At 60.7% G+C, this 15,767-nt stretch carries 16 protein-coding genes; 7 read left to right on the plus strand and 9 right to left on the minus strand.

All coding sequences use genetic code 11. The features are described from left to right. The 4 genes from WCA85_RS25065 to WCA85_RS25080 form a co-directional block, all read right to left on the minus strand. A partial coding sequence (locus WCA85_RS25065) for a methyl-accepting chemotaxis protein (RefSeq protein ID WP_424067551.1) occupies positions 1–1,660 on the minus strand: 1,660 nt, incomplete at its 3' end. Positions 1,661–2,164: 504 nt separating this feature from the next. Continuing rightward, positions 2,165–3,217: a LacI family DNA-binding transcriptional regulator gene (locus tag WCA85_RS25070; RefSeq protein ID WP_424067552.1), complete on the minus strand. Its 1,053-nt coding sequence runs from the start codon at positions 3,215–3,217 to the stop codon at positions 2,165–2,167. A 540-nt stretch (positions 3,218–3,757) separates the two neighbouring features. Further along, positions 3,758–4,735, minus strand: coding sequence for a magnesium/cobalt transporter CorA (corA, locus tag WCA85_RS25075; protein WP_424067553.1), 978 nt, complete (start codon positions 4,733–4,735; stop codon positions 3,758–3,760). A gap of 160 nt (positions 4,736–4,895) precedes the next feature. Continuing rightward, positions 4,896–5,336 (minus strand): hypothetical protein, encoded by a 441-nt coding sequence (locus tag WCA85_RS25080; protein WP_424067554.1) that lies wholly within the window; start codon positions 5,334–5,336, stop codon positions 4,896–4,898. 355 nt (positions 5,337–5,691) lie between these two features. On the opposite strand from WCA85_RS25080, the gene cydX reads away from it, so the two are divergent. Both cydX and WCA85_RS25090 read left to right on the plus strand, forming a co-directional pair. Continuing rightward, a complete protein-coding gene (gene cydX / locus WCA85_RS25085) occupies positions 5,692–5,850 on the plus strand; it encodes a cytochrome bd-I oxidase subunit CydX (protein WP_424067555.1) in 159 nt (52 codons plus the stop codon). Continuing rightward, the gene (locus WCA85_RS25090; protein WP_424067565.1) at positions 5,847–6,512 is read left to right on the plus strand and encodes an AAA family ATPase; all 666 of its coding nucleotides are present in this window, start codon (positions 5,847–5,849) and stop codon (positions 6,510–6,512) included. Before cydX ends, WCA85_RS25090 begins: the two co-directional genes overlap by 4 nt. Before the next feature lie 76 nt (positions 6,513–6,588). Here WCA85_RS25090 and WCA85_RS25095 read toward each other — a convergent pair whose 3' ends face one another. Continuing rightward, positions 6,589–7,686, minus strand: a complete 1,098-nt coding sequence (locus WCA85_RS25095) for a saccharopine dehydrogenase C-terminal domain-containing protein (RefSeq protein WP_424067556.1) — start codon at positions 7,684–7,686, stop codon at positions 6,589–6,591. Positions 7,687–8,338: 652 nt separating this feature from the next. On the opposite strand from WCA85_RS25095, the gene WCA85_RS25100 reads away from it, so the two are divergent. The 3 genes from WCA85_RS25100 (at position 8,339) to WCA85_RS25110 (ending at position 12,791) form a co-directional block, all read left to right on the plus strand. Further along, complete coding sequence (locus tag WCA85_RS25100; RefSeq protein ID WP_424067557.1) at positions 8,339–10,249, plus strand: phospholipase D-like domain-containing protein; 1,911 nt, start codon at positions 8,339–8,341, stop codon at positions 10,247–10,249. Positions 10,250–10,324: 75 nt separating this feature from the next. Further along, complete coding sequence (locus WCA85_RS25105) at positions 10,325–11,533, plus strand: SEL1-like repeat protein (RefSeq protein WP_424067566.1); 1,209 nt, start codon at positions 10,325–10,327, stop codon at positions 11,531–11,533. A 172-nt stretch (positions 11,534–11,705) separates the two neighbouring features. Continuing rightward, on the plus strand, positions 11,706–12,791 hold the full coding sequence (locus WCA85_RS25110; protein WP_424067558.1) for an SEL1-like repeat protein: 1,086 nt from the start codon (positions 11,706–11,708) through the stop codon (positions 12,789–12,791). Between the two features lie 42 nt (positions 12,792–12,833). Here the strand turns inward: WCA85_RS25110 and WCA85_RS25115 are convergent, their stop codons facing one another. Together WCA85_RS25115 and WCA85_RS25120 are read right to left on the minus strand one after the other, a co-directional pair. Beyond that, positions 12,834–13,298, minus strand: coding sequence for an Lrp/AsnC family transcriptional regulator (locus tag WCA85_RS25115; RefSeq protein ID WP_424067559.1), 465 nt, complete (start codon positions 13,296–13,298; stop codon positions 12,834–12,836). Beyond that, positions 13,295–13,531 carry a hypothetical protein gene (locus tag WCA85_RS25120; RefSeq protein ID WP_424067560.1) on the minus strand — a complete coding sequence of 79 codons (237 nt, stop codon included), beginning with the start codon at positions 13,529–13,531 and terminating at the stop codon, positions 13,295–13,297. The genes WCA85_RS25115 and WCA85_RS25120 overlap by 4 nt, the downstream gene beginning before the upstream one ends. A gap of 186 nt (positions 13,532–13,717) precedes the next feature. Between WCA85_RS25120 and WCA85_RS25125 the strand changes: the two genes are divergently transcribed. Both WCA85_RS25125 and WCA85_RS25130 read left to right on the plus strand, forming a co-directional pair. Beyond that, complete coding sequence (locus WCA85_RS25125) at positions 13,718–14,173, plus strand: Spy/CpxP family protein refolding chaperone (RefSeq protein ID WP_424067561.1); 456 nt, start codon at positions 13,718–13,720, stop codon at positions 14,171–14,173. Positions 14,174–14,398: 225 nt separating this feature from the next. Then, positions 14,399–14,836, plus strand: coding sequence for a PGDYG domain-containing protein (locus tag WCA85_RS25130; RefSeq protein WP_424067562.1), 438 nt, complete (start codon positions 14,399–14,401; stop codon positions 14,834–14,836). Between the two features lie 19 nt (positions 14,837–14,855). Here the strand turns inward: WCA85_RS25130 and WCA85_RS25135 are convergent, their stop codons facing one another. Both WCA85_RS25135 and WCA85_RS25140 read right to left on the minus strand, forming a co-directional pair. Continuing rightward, positions 14,856–15,221: a DUF3022 domain-containing protein gene (locus WCA85_RS25135; RefSeq protein ID WP_424067563.1), complete on the minus strand. Its 366-nt coding sequence runs from the start codon at positions 15,219–15,221 to the stop codon at positions 14,856–14,858. Between the two features lie 49 nt (positions 15,222–15,270). Next, a partial coding sequence (locus tag WCA85_RS25140; RefSeq protein ID WP_424067564.1) for a YhfC family glutamic-type intramembrane protease occupies positions 15,271–15,767 on the minus strand: 497 nt, incomplete at its 5' end.

A 15,767-nucleotide genomic window follows, 5' to 3' on the forward strand; every position in this document is an offset into this window, starting at 1 on the left:
GAGCAGCCGTTGCCCTGCGGGACGGCGCAACGGCTGCAGGTCGGCGTGCCGCCGGCTTCGGCGCAGGGCGTCGCACTATTTGGGTTGTGGGCGCGTTGTGATCGCCGTAATCGCCACGGTCTTCCAGTTGGAACACCGAAACGGCCGTGCGCAGTTTGCCGGCCTGATCTTCCAGCGACTGCGCCGCAGCCGCCGCTTCCTCCACCAGCGCTGCGTTTTGCTGGGTCACTTCGTCCATCTGCGTGACGGCGCGCGCCACCTGGTCGATCCCGCTGCTCTGCTCCTCGGAGGCGGCGGCGATTTCGCCCATGATGTCAGTGACCCGCTGCACCGCGCTGATGATCTCGGTCATTGTGCGACCCGCCTGGTCGACCAGCGCTGAACCGGAATGCACCCGCTCGACCGAGGTGTCGATCAGTTCCTTGATCTCCTTGGCCGCCGCTGACGAGCGTTGCGCCAGGCTGCGCACCTCCCCGGCCACCACCGCGAAGCCGCGCCCTTCCTCGCCCGCGCGGGCCGCTTCGACCGCCGCGTTGAGCGCCAGAATGTTGGTCTGGAAGGCAATGCCTTCGATGATCGAAATGATGTCGGCGATGCGTGACGAGCTCTGGTTGATCTCACCCATCGTGCCGACCACCTGGCCGACCACCGCGCTGCCCTTGTTAGCGATATCCGACGCGTTGGCCGCCAGCGAGCTCGCCTGACGGGCGTTATCGGCGTTCTGCTTCACGGTGCCGGTCAATTCTTCCATGCTCGATGCGGTCTCTTGCAGCGCGGAGGCCTGCTCCTCCGTGCGTGACGACAGATCGAGGTTACCCGCTGCGATCTGGCGCGTGGCGGTGGCGATCGATTCGCTGCCGCCGCGCACAGAACGCACGGTCTCGGTCAGGCTGCGCTGCATCCGGGCAATGCCTTCGAGCAGTTGCCCCATTTCGTCGCGCGCGTGAATCACGACTGGACGGCGCAAATCGCCGGCGGCAATTGCGTCGAAATGACCGAGTGCGTCAGCAAGCGGACGGCCAATCGCACGGCTTAAGGTCAGATAAGAGAAAAATGCCGCCAGCAGGCCCAACACCACTGCGCCGATGCTGACCAGGCGGAACGTCGCGAAGGCATCCTGCGAGTCGTCAAAGCCCTGCTGCGCCTGGGTGAACTGGAGCTTGCGCAAGGCATCGTCGGCGAGCGCCAGATCGTTGTACTTGGCCTGCAGATCCTTGGCACCCGCGACCACCTTCGACTGGTCGTTGCCGGTGACAACCGTCGCAAACGCGTCCATCGACTGATGCAGCGTGTCGCGTTTGGCCGAGACGTCCCGAGCCAGACGGTCTTCTTCCGCGTCGCGCGGCAGATCGGAATATTTCTTCCACCATGCGTCAGAAGTGGTGCGCATCAACTTGGCGCGCTCCACCGTTTCCGCGACTTCCGTCGTACCGAACAGGAACGCGGCGCGATCGAGTGCCAAACGTTCGCGGGCCGCATAAAGCTCGGCATTGCCGATATTGACGGCGCTGGGCATCTCGTTGGCGAAGGTATCGTGTTGCGCCTGATTGGAGCGACTCATGCCGGTCAGGCCGAGAACGCCAACGATCAACAGCAATGCGGCGAGAAAAGCCGTCGTCAGGCCGATTCGCGCCTTGATGGTGATGCCCTTGTTCAACATGCTTCTTCCTGTGTTGTATCGAATGAGAGGCTGCGCGCGCAGCAGGGGTGCTTGTACCTTCCGCCTGTCCGGCGCCTTTAGATGTAGCGCTCTAACCGGCGTTTACGGCATCCGGCAACCATACTTGACATTTTTATATGGTCTGAGGAATTCCACCGGGCCGTCTTGTAGAAACTACAACGCGCTTCAGAATGAGGCCCGTCGGGTGTTGCATGAGGTCGTGAGGGCCCATGGCTAAAGGCTGTGCTGACAGGCAGGGATAGCAAACGTTACAAAGCACGCTGCGCAACACGTCGTTCGAGGGTTTCGGAGGAAAGGAACGGAAAGGGAAGGAGGCGCGCGCTGCCCGGCAACCCCTCTGCAAACAGGAGCGCCATTAAACAAACCTGGGCTCGGTGAACTCGCAACGGCGTAGCGTGGATCTCCCGAACGGCAGCTCAGAAACGCGACGGGCGTCGATCGCTCGACGCCCGTTGCCTGTCGTGGACAGCACCCTAAGGCTTTCTAAACCTGGGCTTCAATATCGTGCCGGCCCGCTCCGGCGCCAGACCATGTCGCGGTCGATTCGCGCACAATCAGCCGGGGCGCCACCACCCGCCTGCGCGCCTGCGCTGGGGCCGTCCCTGCCGAGTTGCCGGTAATCCGCTCGATCAACGTTTGCGCCGCCATCTCGCCCAGCGCGCGGACCGACTGGCCCACCGTGGACAACGCGGGATAGGTAAAGCGCCCAAGTTCAATATCGTCGAAGCCAATGATCGAGCAATCATGTGGCACGCGAATGCCCCGCTCTGCTGCGGCGCGCAATGCGCCGATCCCCATCATGTCGTTGCAGGCGAAAATCGCCGACGGGTGCACGGTGTCGAACAACTGGCTCGACGCCCGGTAGCCGCCAGTGCCCGAAAAGTCGCTCTCGACGATGGCGCCCGGCGCGATTTCGATGCCGCGCTCGGCCATAGCCCGGATAAAGCCATGCACGCGCATCGCGCTGACCGCTGTGGCGACGGGGCCGGTAATACAGCCAATCTTCACGTGACCGAGTTCGAGCAGATGGCGGGTAGCCAGGTAGGCGCCCTTTTCGTGGTCGATCTGCACCAGATCCGCTGAAAGGCCCTCGATATTGCGGTCCACCACCACCAGCGGCTCACGCGCATCGGCTAGCGCCTGCGCCAGCACCGCATCATCGCCGGCCGAAGCCACGATCAGTCCGTCAATACGCTTTTCCTGCAGCACCCGCAGATAGTGACGCTGCTTGGCGGGATCGTCGTCGGAGTTGCAGAAGAACAGGCAATAGCCGTTGCGCGCGCAACCGTCCTCGATGCCGCGCGCCAGTTCCGCGAAATACGGATTGGTGCTGTTGGGCACCACCAGACCAATCGTCGCCGTCGCGCGCGCCTTCAGTGACCGTGCGACCGCCGACGGCACGTAGTGGAGTTGCCGGATCGCATGTTCGACTTTCGCGCGCACATCGGCCGACACCGGACGCGAGTTGTTCACGACGTGCGAAACCGTCGTGAACGACACGCCTGCCACGGCCGCTACATCCTTGATGGTCGCCATAACCTCTTGCTCTCCTGCCTGTTTTTCCCGCCGGCCGGTGCGAGGCGCACCGTACCGCCGCCGTGCACGCACCTCGGACGATTGGAACCGGCCAAATCCCGCTTCGGCCAACCACGTGTCATCCCGGCTCAAGGCGGACAACGCGCTGCACTTTCCAGCGCGGCCCCTCCGCCCCGTCCGCCGACATGACGCTTATCTTTGGAATAACGGCGCCGCCGCAGCTTTCTTGAGTGCTTATTGAATTGATGCAGTGCGGGACCCGGCGGGGCGCGCAGCGCGCCGACTCCGCTGCCCGTACTTCAGCCCCGCTTTGCAGCCCCGCTAGACGTGACAGCGAAGGCACTGGTGCATATCTCCAGATTTTTGGTCAGATTTTGATTTATTCGACGCAGAGCGAGCCGTGTTTTCCACGAGACGCAAACGTTTGCGAAAAACATTCTCCGCGCTGGTCGCATATCGTGTCAACGAATAGTAATGCTGCACTGCACAGATAAACGCAAACCACCCGCCATGATAAGCGTCTGGCTTGCGCCCGTGGATTTACAGCCAGCCCGCCTTGCGAAAACGCCAGAACAGAAACAGGTCGACCGTGAACATCACTGCGATACAGATTGGATAGCCGTACTTGTAATGCAGCTCCGGGATGCTCTGGAAGTTCATCCCGTAGATGCCGGCGATCATGGTGGGCACCGCGAACAGCGCCGCGAAGGAGCCGAGGCGCTTGGTCACTTCGTTTTCAGCGAGCGAGATCATGCCCAGGTCGACCTGGATGGCGGTGACGATCATTTCGCGGCGCCCGTCGATGGTTCGCACGATCCGCTCAAGGTGATCGTAGATATCGCGGAAGTAGGCCTCCATGCCCGAGCAAACCTGCGGCACCCGGCCGCCGCTCAGCTTGCTGACCGCTTCCTGCAACGGCGCGATATGGTGTTGCATGGTGACGAGCCGGCGCTTTAGCGAATACAGGTCTTCGATGATCGCGCGTGAGGCCGACACGTTGTTTCTGTCGAAGATACGGTCTTCGACTTCTTCGATTTCGGCACCCAGCGCCTCGAGAATCGGGAAATAGCGGTCGACGATATCGTCGGCGAGCGCATACAGCACGAAGGCAGAGCCCTCCTTGAGCAAGGTCGGCTCACGCTCGCAGCGGGCGCGCACATCAGCGAAACCCGTGAGGGTCCGTTGGCGCACTGACAGCACGTAGTTGGCGCCGACGAACACATCCACCTCGCCGATGTTCAGTTCGTTGTCCTCTTGCAGTTCGACGGTGTGCATCACCGCGAACAACGATTCGCCGTACTCTTCGATCTTTGGCCGCTGGTGGCCCAGCAACGCATCCTCGACGGCCAGCGGATGGAGGTTGAACTCCTCCTGCATGACGGCCATTTCCTCGGACGTCGGTTCCTTGAGCGCGACCCACACGAAGCATTCGGGCCGCGCCACGTATTCGCTGATGTCTTCAATCGGAATATCAGCGAGCTTGCGCCCATCCTGGTAGGCCGCGCAATTGATCAGCATAGTGTGGATTACCTTGAAAACGACGGCGGACTGCGCCGCGGGCTAATGAGCCAGCAAGCCGCGCGCCCGCGTGAGTGAGTCAATGACACCCGCCATCTTAAGGGTTTTACACGAGATTAATGTCCGGGAATTGTCACTCGCACACGTGGCTGCGAGCCTTTTACTGCGCAACCCGATGCAGTTCGATGCGATGATCCGCGTTGAAAATAATTGATGCGCGATTCGTGTAGCGCGGGTCGGCGGTTACGGTGAAGCGCAGTTCGACGACTGGGTCGAACTGCGTCGACACCGCGATCCGGTGTATGCCGGGGCTCAGATAGAACACCACATGCTCGCCGTTCATCAGGTCGGTGACCTGCTCGCCGTCCACGTAGACGAGGGCATCGCGAAAGCGTATGACGAGATCTCGTGAGCGCTCCCGGCGCACGTCCACCGCAACGAGGCCCGTGGCCGGCTCCGTGTAGCCATGCTTCACGATGCGTTCGGCAGGGACCGGCTTAAAGGTCACCGGATCTGCCGGCGCATTGGCGCAGGCGGCAAGGCATGCCAGCACGATAGCCGGCAACGCGGCTCTCCAGGTGACCAGCAAGTGCGTCGGCATAATGCGTCTCCCCGTTTATTGATCTGGTATGCGGCATAAAGGCGACGCTTGAATGCGGATGAGCCTGATCCAGCATGCATTCTGCCAAGCCGCCGATGCGCAACATCGGCCATGCCCCATGCCCCATGCCCCATGCCAGCCATGATAGCAACGTGCGGGTCTCGCGCGACGCTAGCGCAAGGATTACCGCCCACGCCTCTTGCGCGCTGCGCGCTTCTTCTTCATGATCGGGTCACAGGGGGCGGTGCAGGTCGGCAGGTCGCATGCGTCGTCCAATATCAAGCGCCCGTATGGCGATTTGCGGGCGTGCCGCCCACGCAGCGAGCGCTGCGCGAGTTCGATCAAGGAGACTGCAATGTGGTATTTCAGCTGGATTCTCGGTATCGGCGTGGCGCTTGGCTTCGGCATCATCAACGTGATGTGGCTCGAGGCCAATGGCAAATTCGCTCATGATCCGGCGCCGCACCCTTCAGCCTCGAACCCGCCCGCCGCATCGAAGGACCCGTGCGGGTGACGCATCTGGTTTTCTTCTGCGGTCACGCAGGCACCGGCAAGACGACGCTGGCCAAACGGCTGATCGGGCCGTTGATGAAGGTCACCGGCACCGGATTCTGCCTGCTCGATAAAGACACGCTTTACGGCGGCTATAGCGCGGCCGCGATGGGCATGCTCACCGACGACCCCAACGACCGCGACAGCCCCCTCTTCCTCCAGCATCTGCGCGACCCCGAATATCGCGGCCTGATCGACACCGCACGGGACAACCTCGAACTCGGCATCGGCGCGCTGGTGGTCGGCCCGCTCTCGCGTGAAGTGCGCGAGCGGCGCCTGTTCGATCGTGCGTGGCTCGGCGTGAATGATGAGGTGGAGATTCGCGTCGTGTGGGTCCACACGGCGGAAGAGACGGCGCGGCAGCGCATCGTCGCACGCGATCATCCGGGCGACGTCTACAAGCTCGCGCATTGGGATGAATACCGGCAGCGCCGTTTCGTGCCCGACGACAATGCATGTGAAAGGCTACTGATGTTCGACACCACCGCGCCCAGCGCGGCGGATTACGATGCGTTGCTGGCGCGGATCGTCGGGATCGTCGGGATCGTCGGGATCGTCGGGATCGTCGGGACTGTCGGCGAACAAGGGCCGTCGGGGGCAGACCTGCCACCCGTCCCGGTTTGAGGGCAGCACGCTTAAAACGTGATACGCCTGAAGGCCCAACCCTCGTCTGGATGCCTGTGGTGTCCGAGCATCAGGCTTAAACCGTCGCCATTGTGTCCAGCGACTGCCCTTCGTACAGTTGCCCGAAGCGGTTCCCGAGGAACTCGCGCAGCGACACCTGCTCCTGACGCACGAAACCGCTTTGCGGCAGTTTCTTTTCGCGGAACAGATCGAGCACGGCACACATGGCGCCCGCCGTGGTGATCTGGATCGCGCTCATGGGCACGCCACATACTGTCTTCGCGAAGATCTTGCGCGTGAACACTTCCTGCACCAGTTGACCGTCGCGCATACCCGTCACGGTGATGAATACCAGCACCACATCTTGCGCGGTAGACGGCACGGCGCGGCGCATGATCGACTTCAGGTTGTCGCGGTCGGTGGCGAGACGCAGATCTTCCAGCAGGAACTGCATCAGATCCCGGTGCCCCGGGTAACGGACCGACTTGTAGTCCAGCGTCTCGACGCGGCCCGCCAGCGTTTCGCACAGCGTACCAAGTCCGCCGGAGGTATTGAAGGCTTCATACTCAGTGCCGTCGAGCGAGAAATGCTCGAGTCCTTCGAGCGGCTGCACCCACTGCGTGCGGCTGTCGCGGATCGCTTCGCACGGTTGGCAGTACTCGTTAATCAGACCGTCGACGCTCCACGTGAGGTTGTACTTCAGCGAATTGGTCGGGAACTGCGGGAGCGCGCCGACCCGCATCTTGACGTCGCGGATTTCCGTGAAGCGGTTCGCCAGTTCGTGCGCCGCGATGCCGATGAACCCCGGCGCGAGACCGCATTGCGGCATGAACGCGTGTTCGGCGTCGTCCGCGATGGCACGGATCGCATGAGTAGCACGCACGTCTTCGGTCAGATCAAAGTAGTGGACGCCCGCGCCTTTGGCCGCGGATGCAACGTTCACCGCGAGATAGTATGGCAGCGCATTGACCAGCGCATCGAAGCCTTGCACGGCGGCGCGCAGGGCCGCGGCGTCGGCCGAGTCGACACGGTGGGTCGGGATGCCCTGCTCGGCGAGCTTGTCGAGCGCTGGCTGATCGCGATCGAACGCGACGACTTCGTAGTCGCCGGTTTCACGCAGCATATGGGCAATGGTGTGGCCGATCAGACCGGCGCCAACGATGGCAACTTTCATGCGCTTCTCCTTGTTTTACGTGTGCTGTCTTGCCGGCTTTGACAACGCGCAACATCAACGCGCCGCGCGCTGCGGGCCGAACCCATGCGAGACAGTTTAGGGAGAAGCAAAAACAGATCATAGGCACAAAATGCTGCGCTATGACCAGCAATTACGACGATTTGACGATTCAATGCGTCAATGTGACTAGATCGAGTAAAAAAGGTGTAAACGGAAACATGGAAAAAGCTGCTAGACCGGTGCGCAAGGTGACTTAGGTTCTATCTGGAAAAATGCGAAGGTCGGTTAGATCAAAGCGCATACGCCGATGTTATCAGCTCACCAACCCTGGTTATAGCCTGGAAGTTCGCCTGGAAGTTCGCGTGGATGTTCGCGTGGATGTTGACGAACGCGTTCAACGGCTCGGCGACGAACGCGCCAACGGCATGGCACCTTGACAATAAATGACAATTTTTCGGGGCGGAAACGATTGATCCACGCCATGCCGTAGGTTATAACGCCAGACGGGCTTAAATAGATCCGCATCGCGGTCTTCTTATCTTTGCAGTCCTGATGGATCTGGCCGCGTCTCTCAAAATAACCTCAATGAGGCCAGCCTATGGCGGACCTGCAAGGCGTGCTGCAAGTCGTACCGCAGAAAGGGAAATAACGAATGGCCGCTCCGTCACCTATCGTTGTACCTATCGCACTTAGCCAGACACATTCGGCAACGCTCACGCTCCCCTGGTTCGTGCAGCGCACGCAATACAACCCGGCGACCGCAACCTATAACCCGCTGGTGAACGGCGAGGAAACGTTTGGCGCGCTCTATGACGCCATCGACAAGGCAACCTCTACCATTGATTACGTCTGCTGGGGTTTCCAGCCGTCGATGTATTTCAAACGCGACGGCGGCAAGTCGCTGCGCATCGGGGATCTTCTGATCGAGAAGGCCAAAGCGGGCGTCAAGATTCGCATCCTTTGCTGGCTCGACAAGGCTTGGGTGGCGCAGATCAGCGAACAGCAAATGCCCGGGTACGACACGATGCGGTACATGACGCAGAACGAGGATGCGCAGCAGCGTGCCTATGACCGGAACTGGTACTACTGCGCAAGGCGCCCACCTGGCGCGCAGTCGCAAGGCGCCGCGACCGCTGGATCGCAGATGTACCCGCCACTCAAGGCCAACCCCTGGCCGCTGCTCGGCACGCAGTCACTGAAAGATATCGGCATTGAACTGGTTACGCGGGACTTCTCGCGGCAGGACCGCGAGGAGATCATGTATCGCGAAAAGCTCCTGCGGGATGCCGGTATTGGCCCAACACTGCCGACCATCGCCGCGTATGGCGCGGAGCCCTCTCACCATCAGAAAATGGTGTTGATCGATTACGAGGCTCCCGAACACGCTGTCGGCTTCGTGATGGGACACAACACGCTGGATGCCTATTGGGACACTAACGGGCACAGCTACGTGAAGAAAGCGCCGAATCGCGGACGTAACGGCGAGACGCCACGACAGGACATGTCGGCCCTCGTGACAGGACCGATCCTGGCAAGCCTGAACGATAACTTTTGCCGTGCATGGCAGCGCGACGCAAAGGAAGATTTACTCCTAAAGCGCTATCCCCTGCGCGATCAACTGAAGGTGAGGGACGAGTTCGGCACGCGTGTCATGGCACAGATCAACCGCACGCAGTCCCAGGAGGGCGTGCGCCACATCAGGGCGATGTACCTCCAGGCGGTCAACAATGCGACGAATTTTATCTACATCGAGAACCAGTATTTTCGCTGGCCGGACCTTGCGGAAAAGATCAAGAACGCGGCGAAGACCATGGTTGAGTGGGGACGCGATCCCGCGAAACATAGTTCCATCCATCTGTTCGTCGTGACCAACGCGAGCAAGGACGGTATGGGCCTGGGCGCGGGCACGACCTACGACATGCTCAACAGTCTGGGCCGCGCGGACACGATGCCAGCAGTCGCGCGGGAGGAGCGGTCCGATGCACTCAACAGTGAACTATCCGACGTGCAGAAGCAGGTAACAGCGGCGAATACGCAGATGCGCAATGCCAATGGTGCGCATGAACACGCCGCAGCACAGCAGGCGCTGGACAATGCGCACGCCAGGGCGGCCGCGCTGGAACGGCAGATCGACGAGAACACGAAGAGCGTTGTGTTACCGCAGCCCATTCCCGGTCTGAAGGTTCACGTGTGCTCGCTGGTTGCGCCTGACTCGCCGCCCGAGAATTGGGTACCCGTCTATGTGCACAGCAAGATTTTGATTGTTGATGATGTGTTCCTCACGCATGGCTCGGCCAACGTCAACCGGCGCAGCATGGAGGTGGACAGCGAACTGAATATTTGTCACGAGCGGATGGATGTGACGCAGCCGCTGCGCAGGCGGTTGTGGGATATGCATACCGGGGGTTTGCCGGATGGTGCCTCGGACGAGCCGAAAGCGGCGTTCGATGCATGGGAGGACATCATCAAGCGGAATACGAGAAAACAGAGGAAGGGAGAGACGCCGATTGCCTCGCTAATAGGTTTCATGTGGACTTCCGATCACCGTCTGCGGCTCGATTGAACGATGAAACAAAACACTGCTATTGCAATCTGTGTTGCGCGCTTTCTGTGCGCCTGTTCGAACAATGACAATCCGATGCCCACTCAAGCCGACATGAGCGCCGTGAGCGCGAAACTGACCTTTGCCTGTACCCATGAAGCGGACCATCAGCCGCCACTCGATCCGCAGGCTGACACGCTGTTCAAATACGCCCTATTCCTCGAAAAGCAGGATGGCCCGAAAGACTACAACGCGGCGGCTCGCTATTACCGGATCGCTGCAGCTTACGGGAATTACAAGGCCAACCATAACCTGCAACTTCTGGTGTCGGAGGGCTTCGCGCAGTCGCCCGACGCACCTAACGAAACCATTAACCTGGTCGAGAAACTGATCGCTGCCGGTGTTCCCGGCGGCTATTACGACATGGGCCACTACCTCGAACTCGGCTATGGAGTGAAGAAGGACGAGAACAAGGCGCGCGTGTATTTCCGTAAGGCGGCGGACCTCGGTAGCCCGGAAGCACAGTATTACGTGGGAGATTTACCCTCGCCACGAGACCGCGCCCCGTACATTTCTCGGCAAATGATGGAGTGCGCAACCGATCAGGGGTACGGCAAGGCCGCCAGCTATCTCGGCATAGATCTGATGGACAGCAAACTTTATGTTCAAGCTATCGAGGCATTTCAAAAGGGAGTGCGAACAGGTGATGAGCAATCGGCCAGATTTTTGGGTAACGGGTTCGATACCAAACCATCCGATGTGCTGTACTACCTCGGACTTTCCCGAGATCCTCAGCGTTCGCGCCGTTACAAGCTAATCGCCAAATTCATCGACGATAACGACGGCCTCAATCCGAAGGTCCCGGATATCGACCAGATCGTGCCACTGCCGCCTGCGAAGCTGCCCAACTGGGATGGCACGTTCCAGTGGCAGAAGGAACAAGACGCCGCCAAGCCACCGCCGAAACCCTACGAGAAACTGGTCGAACGTCTTGCCCGCGAAAAGAATCTCGACCCGGCAACTGGGCTTCCCCGCACGCCAGCCAGGAGCGCGAAAGATGAGCGCGTGCCGCTGGGCACTATTGCTTACACGGATGAGGCATGTCCGCAGGCTGGCGTCTGGTGCGCGAAACAATGGGGATTCATCGGTCCGGCCGCGACACGGCGCATCAGCAAGGGGGAAATCATGCCGCAACTGGCCATCAGCAATCCTCGTCCCATACCCGGCCTCGACGCGTTGCTTGGCATGCGCGTACACCTTACCAATGCGGAGTGGGGCCTTGTCTCCTACATCGAGCAGGCATAGCGTTCCACCAGTGAGCGCGCGAGGGGCGCAGGATGCCCCAGCGGTAGCGGCTGATGAACGGGGAAAAGTCGTTTTCCGCAATTCCCAATATCAAAAACGTGGCCTATCTCCTGTTGCTTCACTGATCGGCTTCATATGAACTTCCGATCGCCGTCTGAGGACCGATTGAACGATGAAACAAAACACTGCCATTGCAATCTGTGTTGCGCTCGTTCTTTGCGCCTGTTCGAACAGGGACAATCCGATGCCCTCGCAAGCCGACATGAGCGACGTGCGAGCAAAACTGACCTTTACCTGCGCCCGCGAAGCGGACCAACTGCTGCCGCTCGATCCGCAGGCAGATACGCTTTTCAAATACGCCCTGTTCCTCGAAAAGCGGGACGGTCCGAAGGACTATAACGCGGCGGGCCGGTACTACCGGATCGCCGCAGCTTACGGGCACTACAAGGCCAACCATAACCTGCAACTGCTGGTGTCGGAGGGCTTCGCGAAGTCCCCCGACGCGCCAAAAGAGACCATTGATCTGGTTGAACAACTGATTGCTGCCGGTGTCCCCGGCGGCTATTACAACATGGGCCACTACCTCGAACTCGGCTACGGGGTGAAAAAAGACGAGATTAAGGCGCGGATATATTTCCGCAAGGCAGCGGACCTAGGGAGTCCGGAGGCACAGCATTACGTCAGTGATTTGCTTGCGCCGTTGGACAAGGCCCCTGATATTGCGAAGCAGATGCGCCAGTGCGCAACCGATCAGGGTTATGGAGACGCGGCCAGCACGTTGGGCGTTGATCTAATGACTAACAAGCTCTATTCCGAAGCCGTCAATGCGTTCCAGAAGGGCGTGCAGGTGGGGAATTCCCAATCAACCTCGTTTCTGGAAAACGGATTCGAGGCAGATCCGTCGGATGCGCTTTATTACCTTAGTTTGCCCAAAGACCCTGAACGGTCGCGGCGCTATCGGGCGATCCTACTGTTCCTGCATGCCAACGACGGCCTCAATCCCAAGGTCCCAGACATCGACCAGATCGTGCCACTACCACCCGCGAAGCTACCCAACTGGGACGGCACGTTCCAGTGGCAAAAGGAACAGGACGCCGCCAAACCACCACCGAAACCCGACGACAAAATGGTCGAATGTCTTGCCCGCGAAAAGAATCTCGACCCGGCAACCGGACTTCCGCTCACCCCAACCAGGAGCGCGAAAGATGAGCATGTGCCACCGGGAATCTTGTCTAAACCTTTGTTTACATGGGCCTGATGGGATGAACGAGGAGTGAGGCGGTTTATTCCATGGCGCCCCTCACCCGCCAATCGTCCCCCGGTCAATCTTGCGCGCAAGGATGATCGAGGTCGTCGTGCGCTCCACGCCCTCCAGGGAGCCGATCTGGTCGAGCAGATCATTGAGCCGGTCCGGCGAATCCGCGCGTAGCCACGCCACGTAGTCGAATTCGCCGCTCACCGCGCAGAGCAACTGCACCTCGGGCATCTTGCCGAGGCGCTTCTGCACATCCGGTCCGTGCTTCGGCGCGATGATGATGCCCACATAAGCGTAAATGCTTGCATCGAGCACATCCTGGCCTAGCCGCACGCTATAGCCGGCGATCACGTTGGTACGCTCAAGCCGTGCGATCCGCGCAATCACCGTAGTGCGGGCCACGCCGAGCTGGCGAGCGAGATCGGCCACGCTTTCACGCGCATTGGCCTGCATCAGCGCAACCAGGTTGCGGTCAAGGTCGTCAAGTTGATCGAGGCGCGGAGGTCTCATCGATGGCAATAGAATGAGTTGGAGTCGAGCAGCGGATTATCCCCCACGCGCCCGGACCTTGAGGCTTTAATCATGCGTCGACACTGCTCGTAGTACTGACGACCACTCTCCGTCAGCCTCTGACGACGCGTGCTACGCGTCAGCCGCGAGCCGCGAGCCGCGTCTCCAGTGAACAGATAGATCGGCTTGCCGACCACCGCGACTAAAATCTCCATGCTGACAAATTTGTCCACCCGCTATTTCCTGTTCGTTTCGGTTGTAAGCGTTTGTCGCAATGCAGTCGCATTGTAGGGATAACGTGATATTAATAGCGAGCTTGGCAATGCGGGCATCCTGAGCGGCGCATCCGCAGCAAGCCGTATGCATGCCCCGCGCCTTGTCCGCGCGCTGTATCCGAATTCGAACAAACTGGAGTTTCGATGAAAAAAGCACTGGTAATCCTGGCTTCCACGCTCGCCATGAGCGGCGCTTTCGCACAGTCCGCCGCACCGGCTTCCGCGCCAATGGCTGCATCCGCTCCGGCGGGCAAGCACGAGCGCAACGTCGAAGACCGAATCGCTTACCTGCACTCGCAGCTCAAGATCACCTCGGCGCAAGAAACGCAATGGAACGCCTTCGCCGATGTCATGCGTAACAACGCCCAAACCATGGGCACGCTGTTCGAGCAACGCAAGGCTGCGACTAACCAATCCGCGCTCGACGACATGAAGCAGTACGCGGCCATCTCGCAAGCGCACGCTGACGGCATGCAAAAGCTGGTGAGCGCGTTCGAACCGCTGTACAGCAGTTTCTCGCCGGAACAGAAGACACTGGCCGATACGACCTTCCGTCACGAGCCGCCGCAAGGTGGCAAGAAGCACAAGGGCGCGAAGTAAGGCTCTCTGTATAACAGACCGTAAGCTGGAGATCGGGCGGCACACCATCGTTTGTTGCCCGAACGCCGACATAACGCCTGCCCTCACCGGCAGGCGTTATGCTTTTATGCTTCTGGCATCATGTGGGGGCGCGCGCCTTAGCGGGCGCAGACCGGCGCCGGGCAAACCCGGCGACCGGGCGACATCGTGTCGTCAACGCGACTAACCTTACCTGCACCTTGCTTCATGATTGAACTCAAAAACCTCGACCTGCGCTCCGACGCTGCCGCACAACGCGTCGTCAAGGACGAAACCGTCACGGTCGAATTCGCGGCCGGCGACGGCGAACTGATGAGCCTCGAAGGTCCGAACCGCTATGCACGCGGCGACGCGCTCATCACCGGCTCAACCGGCGACCGCTGGGTCGTGTCGCGTGATCGTTTCGACGCGAAATACGTTCCCGCTGACACCGCGCTCGCACACGGCGAGTCGGGTGACTATCGCAACCGCCCCGCTGTCGTGCTGGCGCTTCAGATGAGCGAGCCGTTCTCGCTGGCGCGCTCGGCGGCTGGCGGCGACGTGCTGCGCGGCACAGCGGGCGACTGGGTGATGCAATATTCGCCGGGCGACTATGGCGTGGTGCAGGCCGCACGCTTTGCCAAGGTATATCGACTGGTGGACTGATCGCCCCGCGCCTTACGCATCAAGCAAACTGCTCGTCCAGTTCGACGGTGACTTCGCGCGGCACCGCCTCGCCGTTCGCATACTGCTCTTCGAGCGTGCCAATGGTCGCTTCGACATACGCCCGCAACACCGCAAAGCTGCGCCCGCGCTGCCGCGCCGGCAATGCCCGATAGCGTGCCAGCACGGCGGGCGTCATCACCACACTCAAGGCAATGCGGCGCGCCGCCGCGCCGAAGCGCATCGCGACCCAGTGGACGACCAGCGTGGGCGTGCCGTCCTCGTTCGCGCGTTCGCTGAACTGCGTCTGCTCGGGAAACAGATCGCTGATGACCCGCGCCAACTCTTCAAAGTCAGGGCTCGCGCAGTCGTATTGGTAGGCTTCCATTTTTTACAGGCCGAAGGTTGGGAAAACGCCGCAGAAGTGACGCAAGGGCTCAGGCCGCCTGTGTCGTCAGTGCCGCGTGCCGGAACAGCTTGACCAGCACGCCAGCCACGATAAGCGCCAGCAGCGCGTACATGCCGTCCACTGCATAGAGCGGCAGCAGCCTCGCCTGAAACAGCACGGCGGGCAGGTCGATCAGCGCATGCGCGACGATCGCCAGCGGCAGGATACCGCGCCAGCCGGCGCGCACGCCGCGCCACATCAGCACCGACAGCCCAATCTGGAAGACCAGCGCCGCAACGCGCTCGAGCACGAAAATGCCGGCCATCTCCGGCGACAGGCCCGCGAGAATCAGATGGATACGCATGAGCGAATCGCTGGGGACATTGCCGAGATAGGTGTCGAGTTGGCCGCGGTTGTCGATCACGGCAAACACGATCCACTGGATCTGCACCAGCACGCCGATAATCCACACTTCCGCGCCGCCGTGGCCGATGCCGTAGCCGAGCGCCGTGCCGTCGCCGGTCGAGGTAGGCGCCCACGTTACGG

The sequence above is a fragment of the Paraburkholderia sp. genome (assembly GCF_049581445.1).
GTDB lineage: Bacteria > Pseudomonadota > Gammaproteobacteria > Burkholderiales > Burkholderiaceae > Paraburkholderia.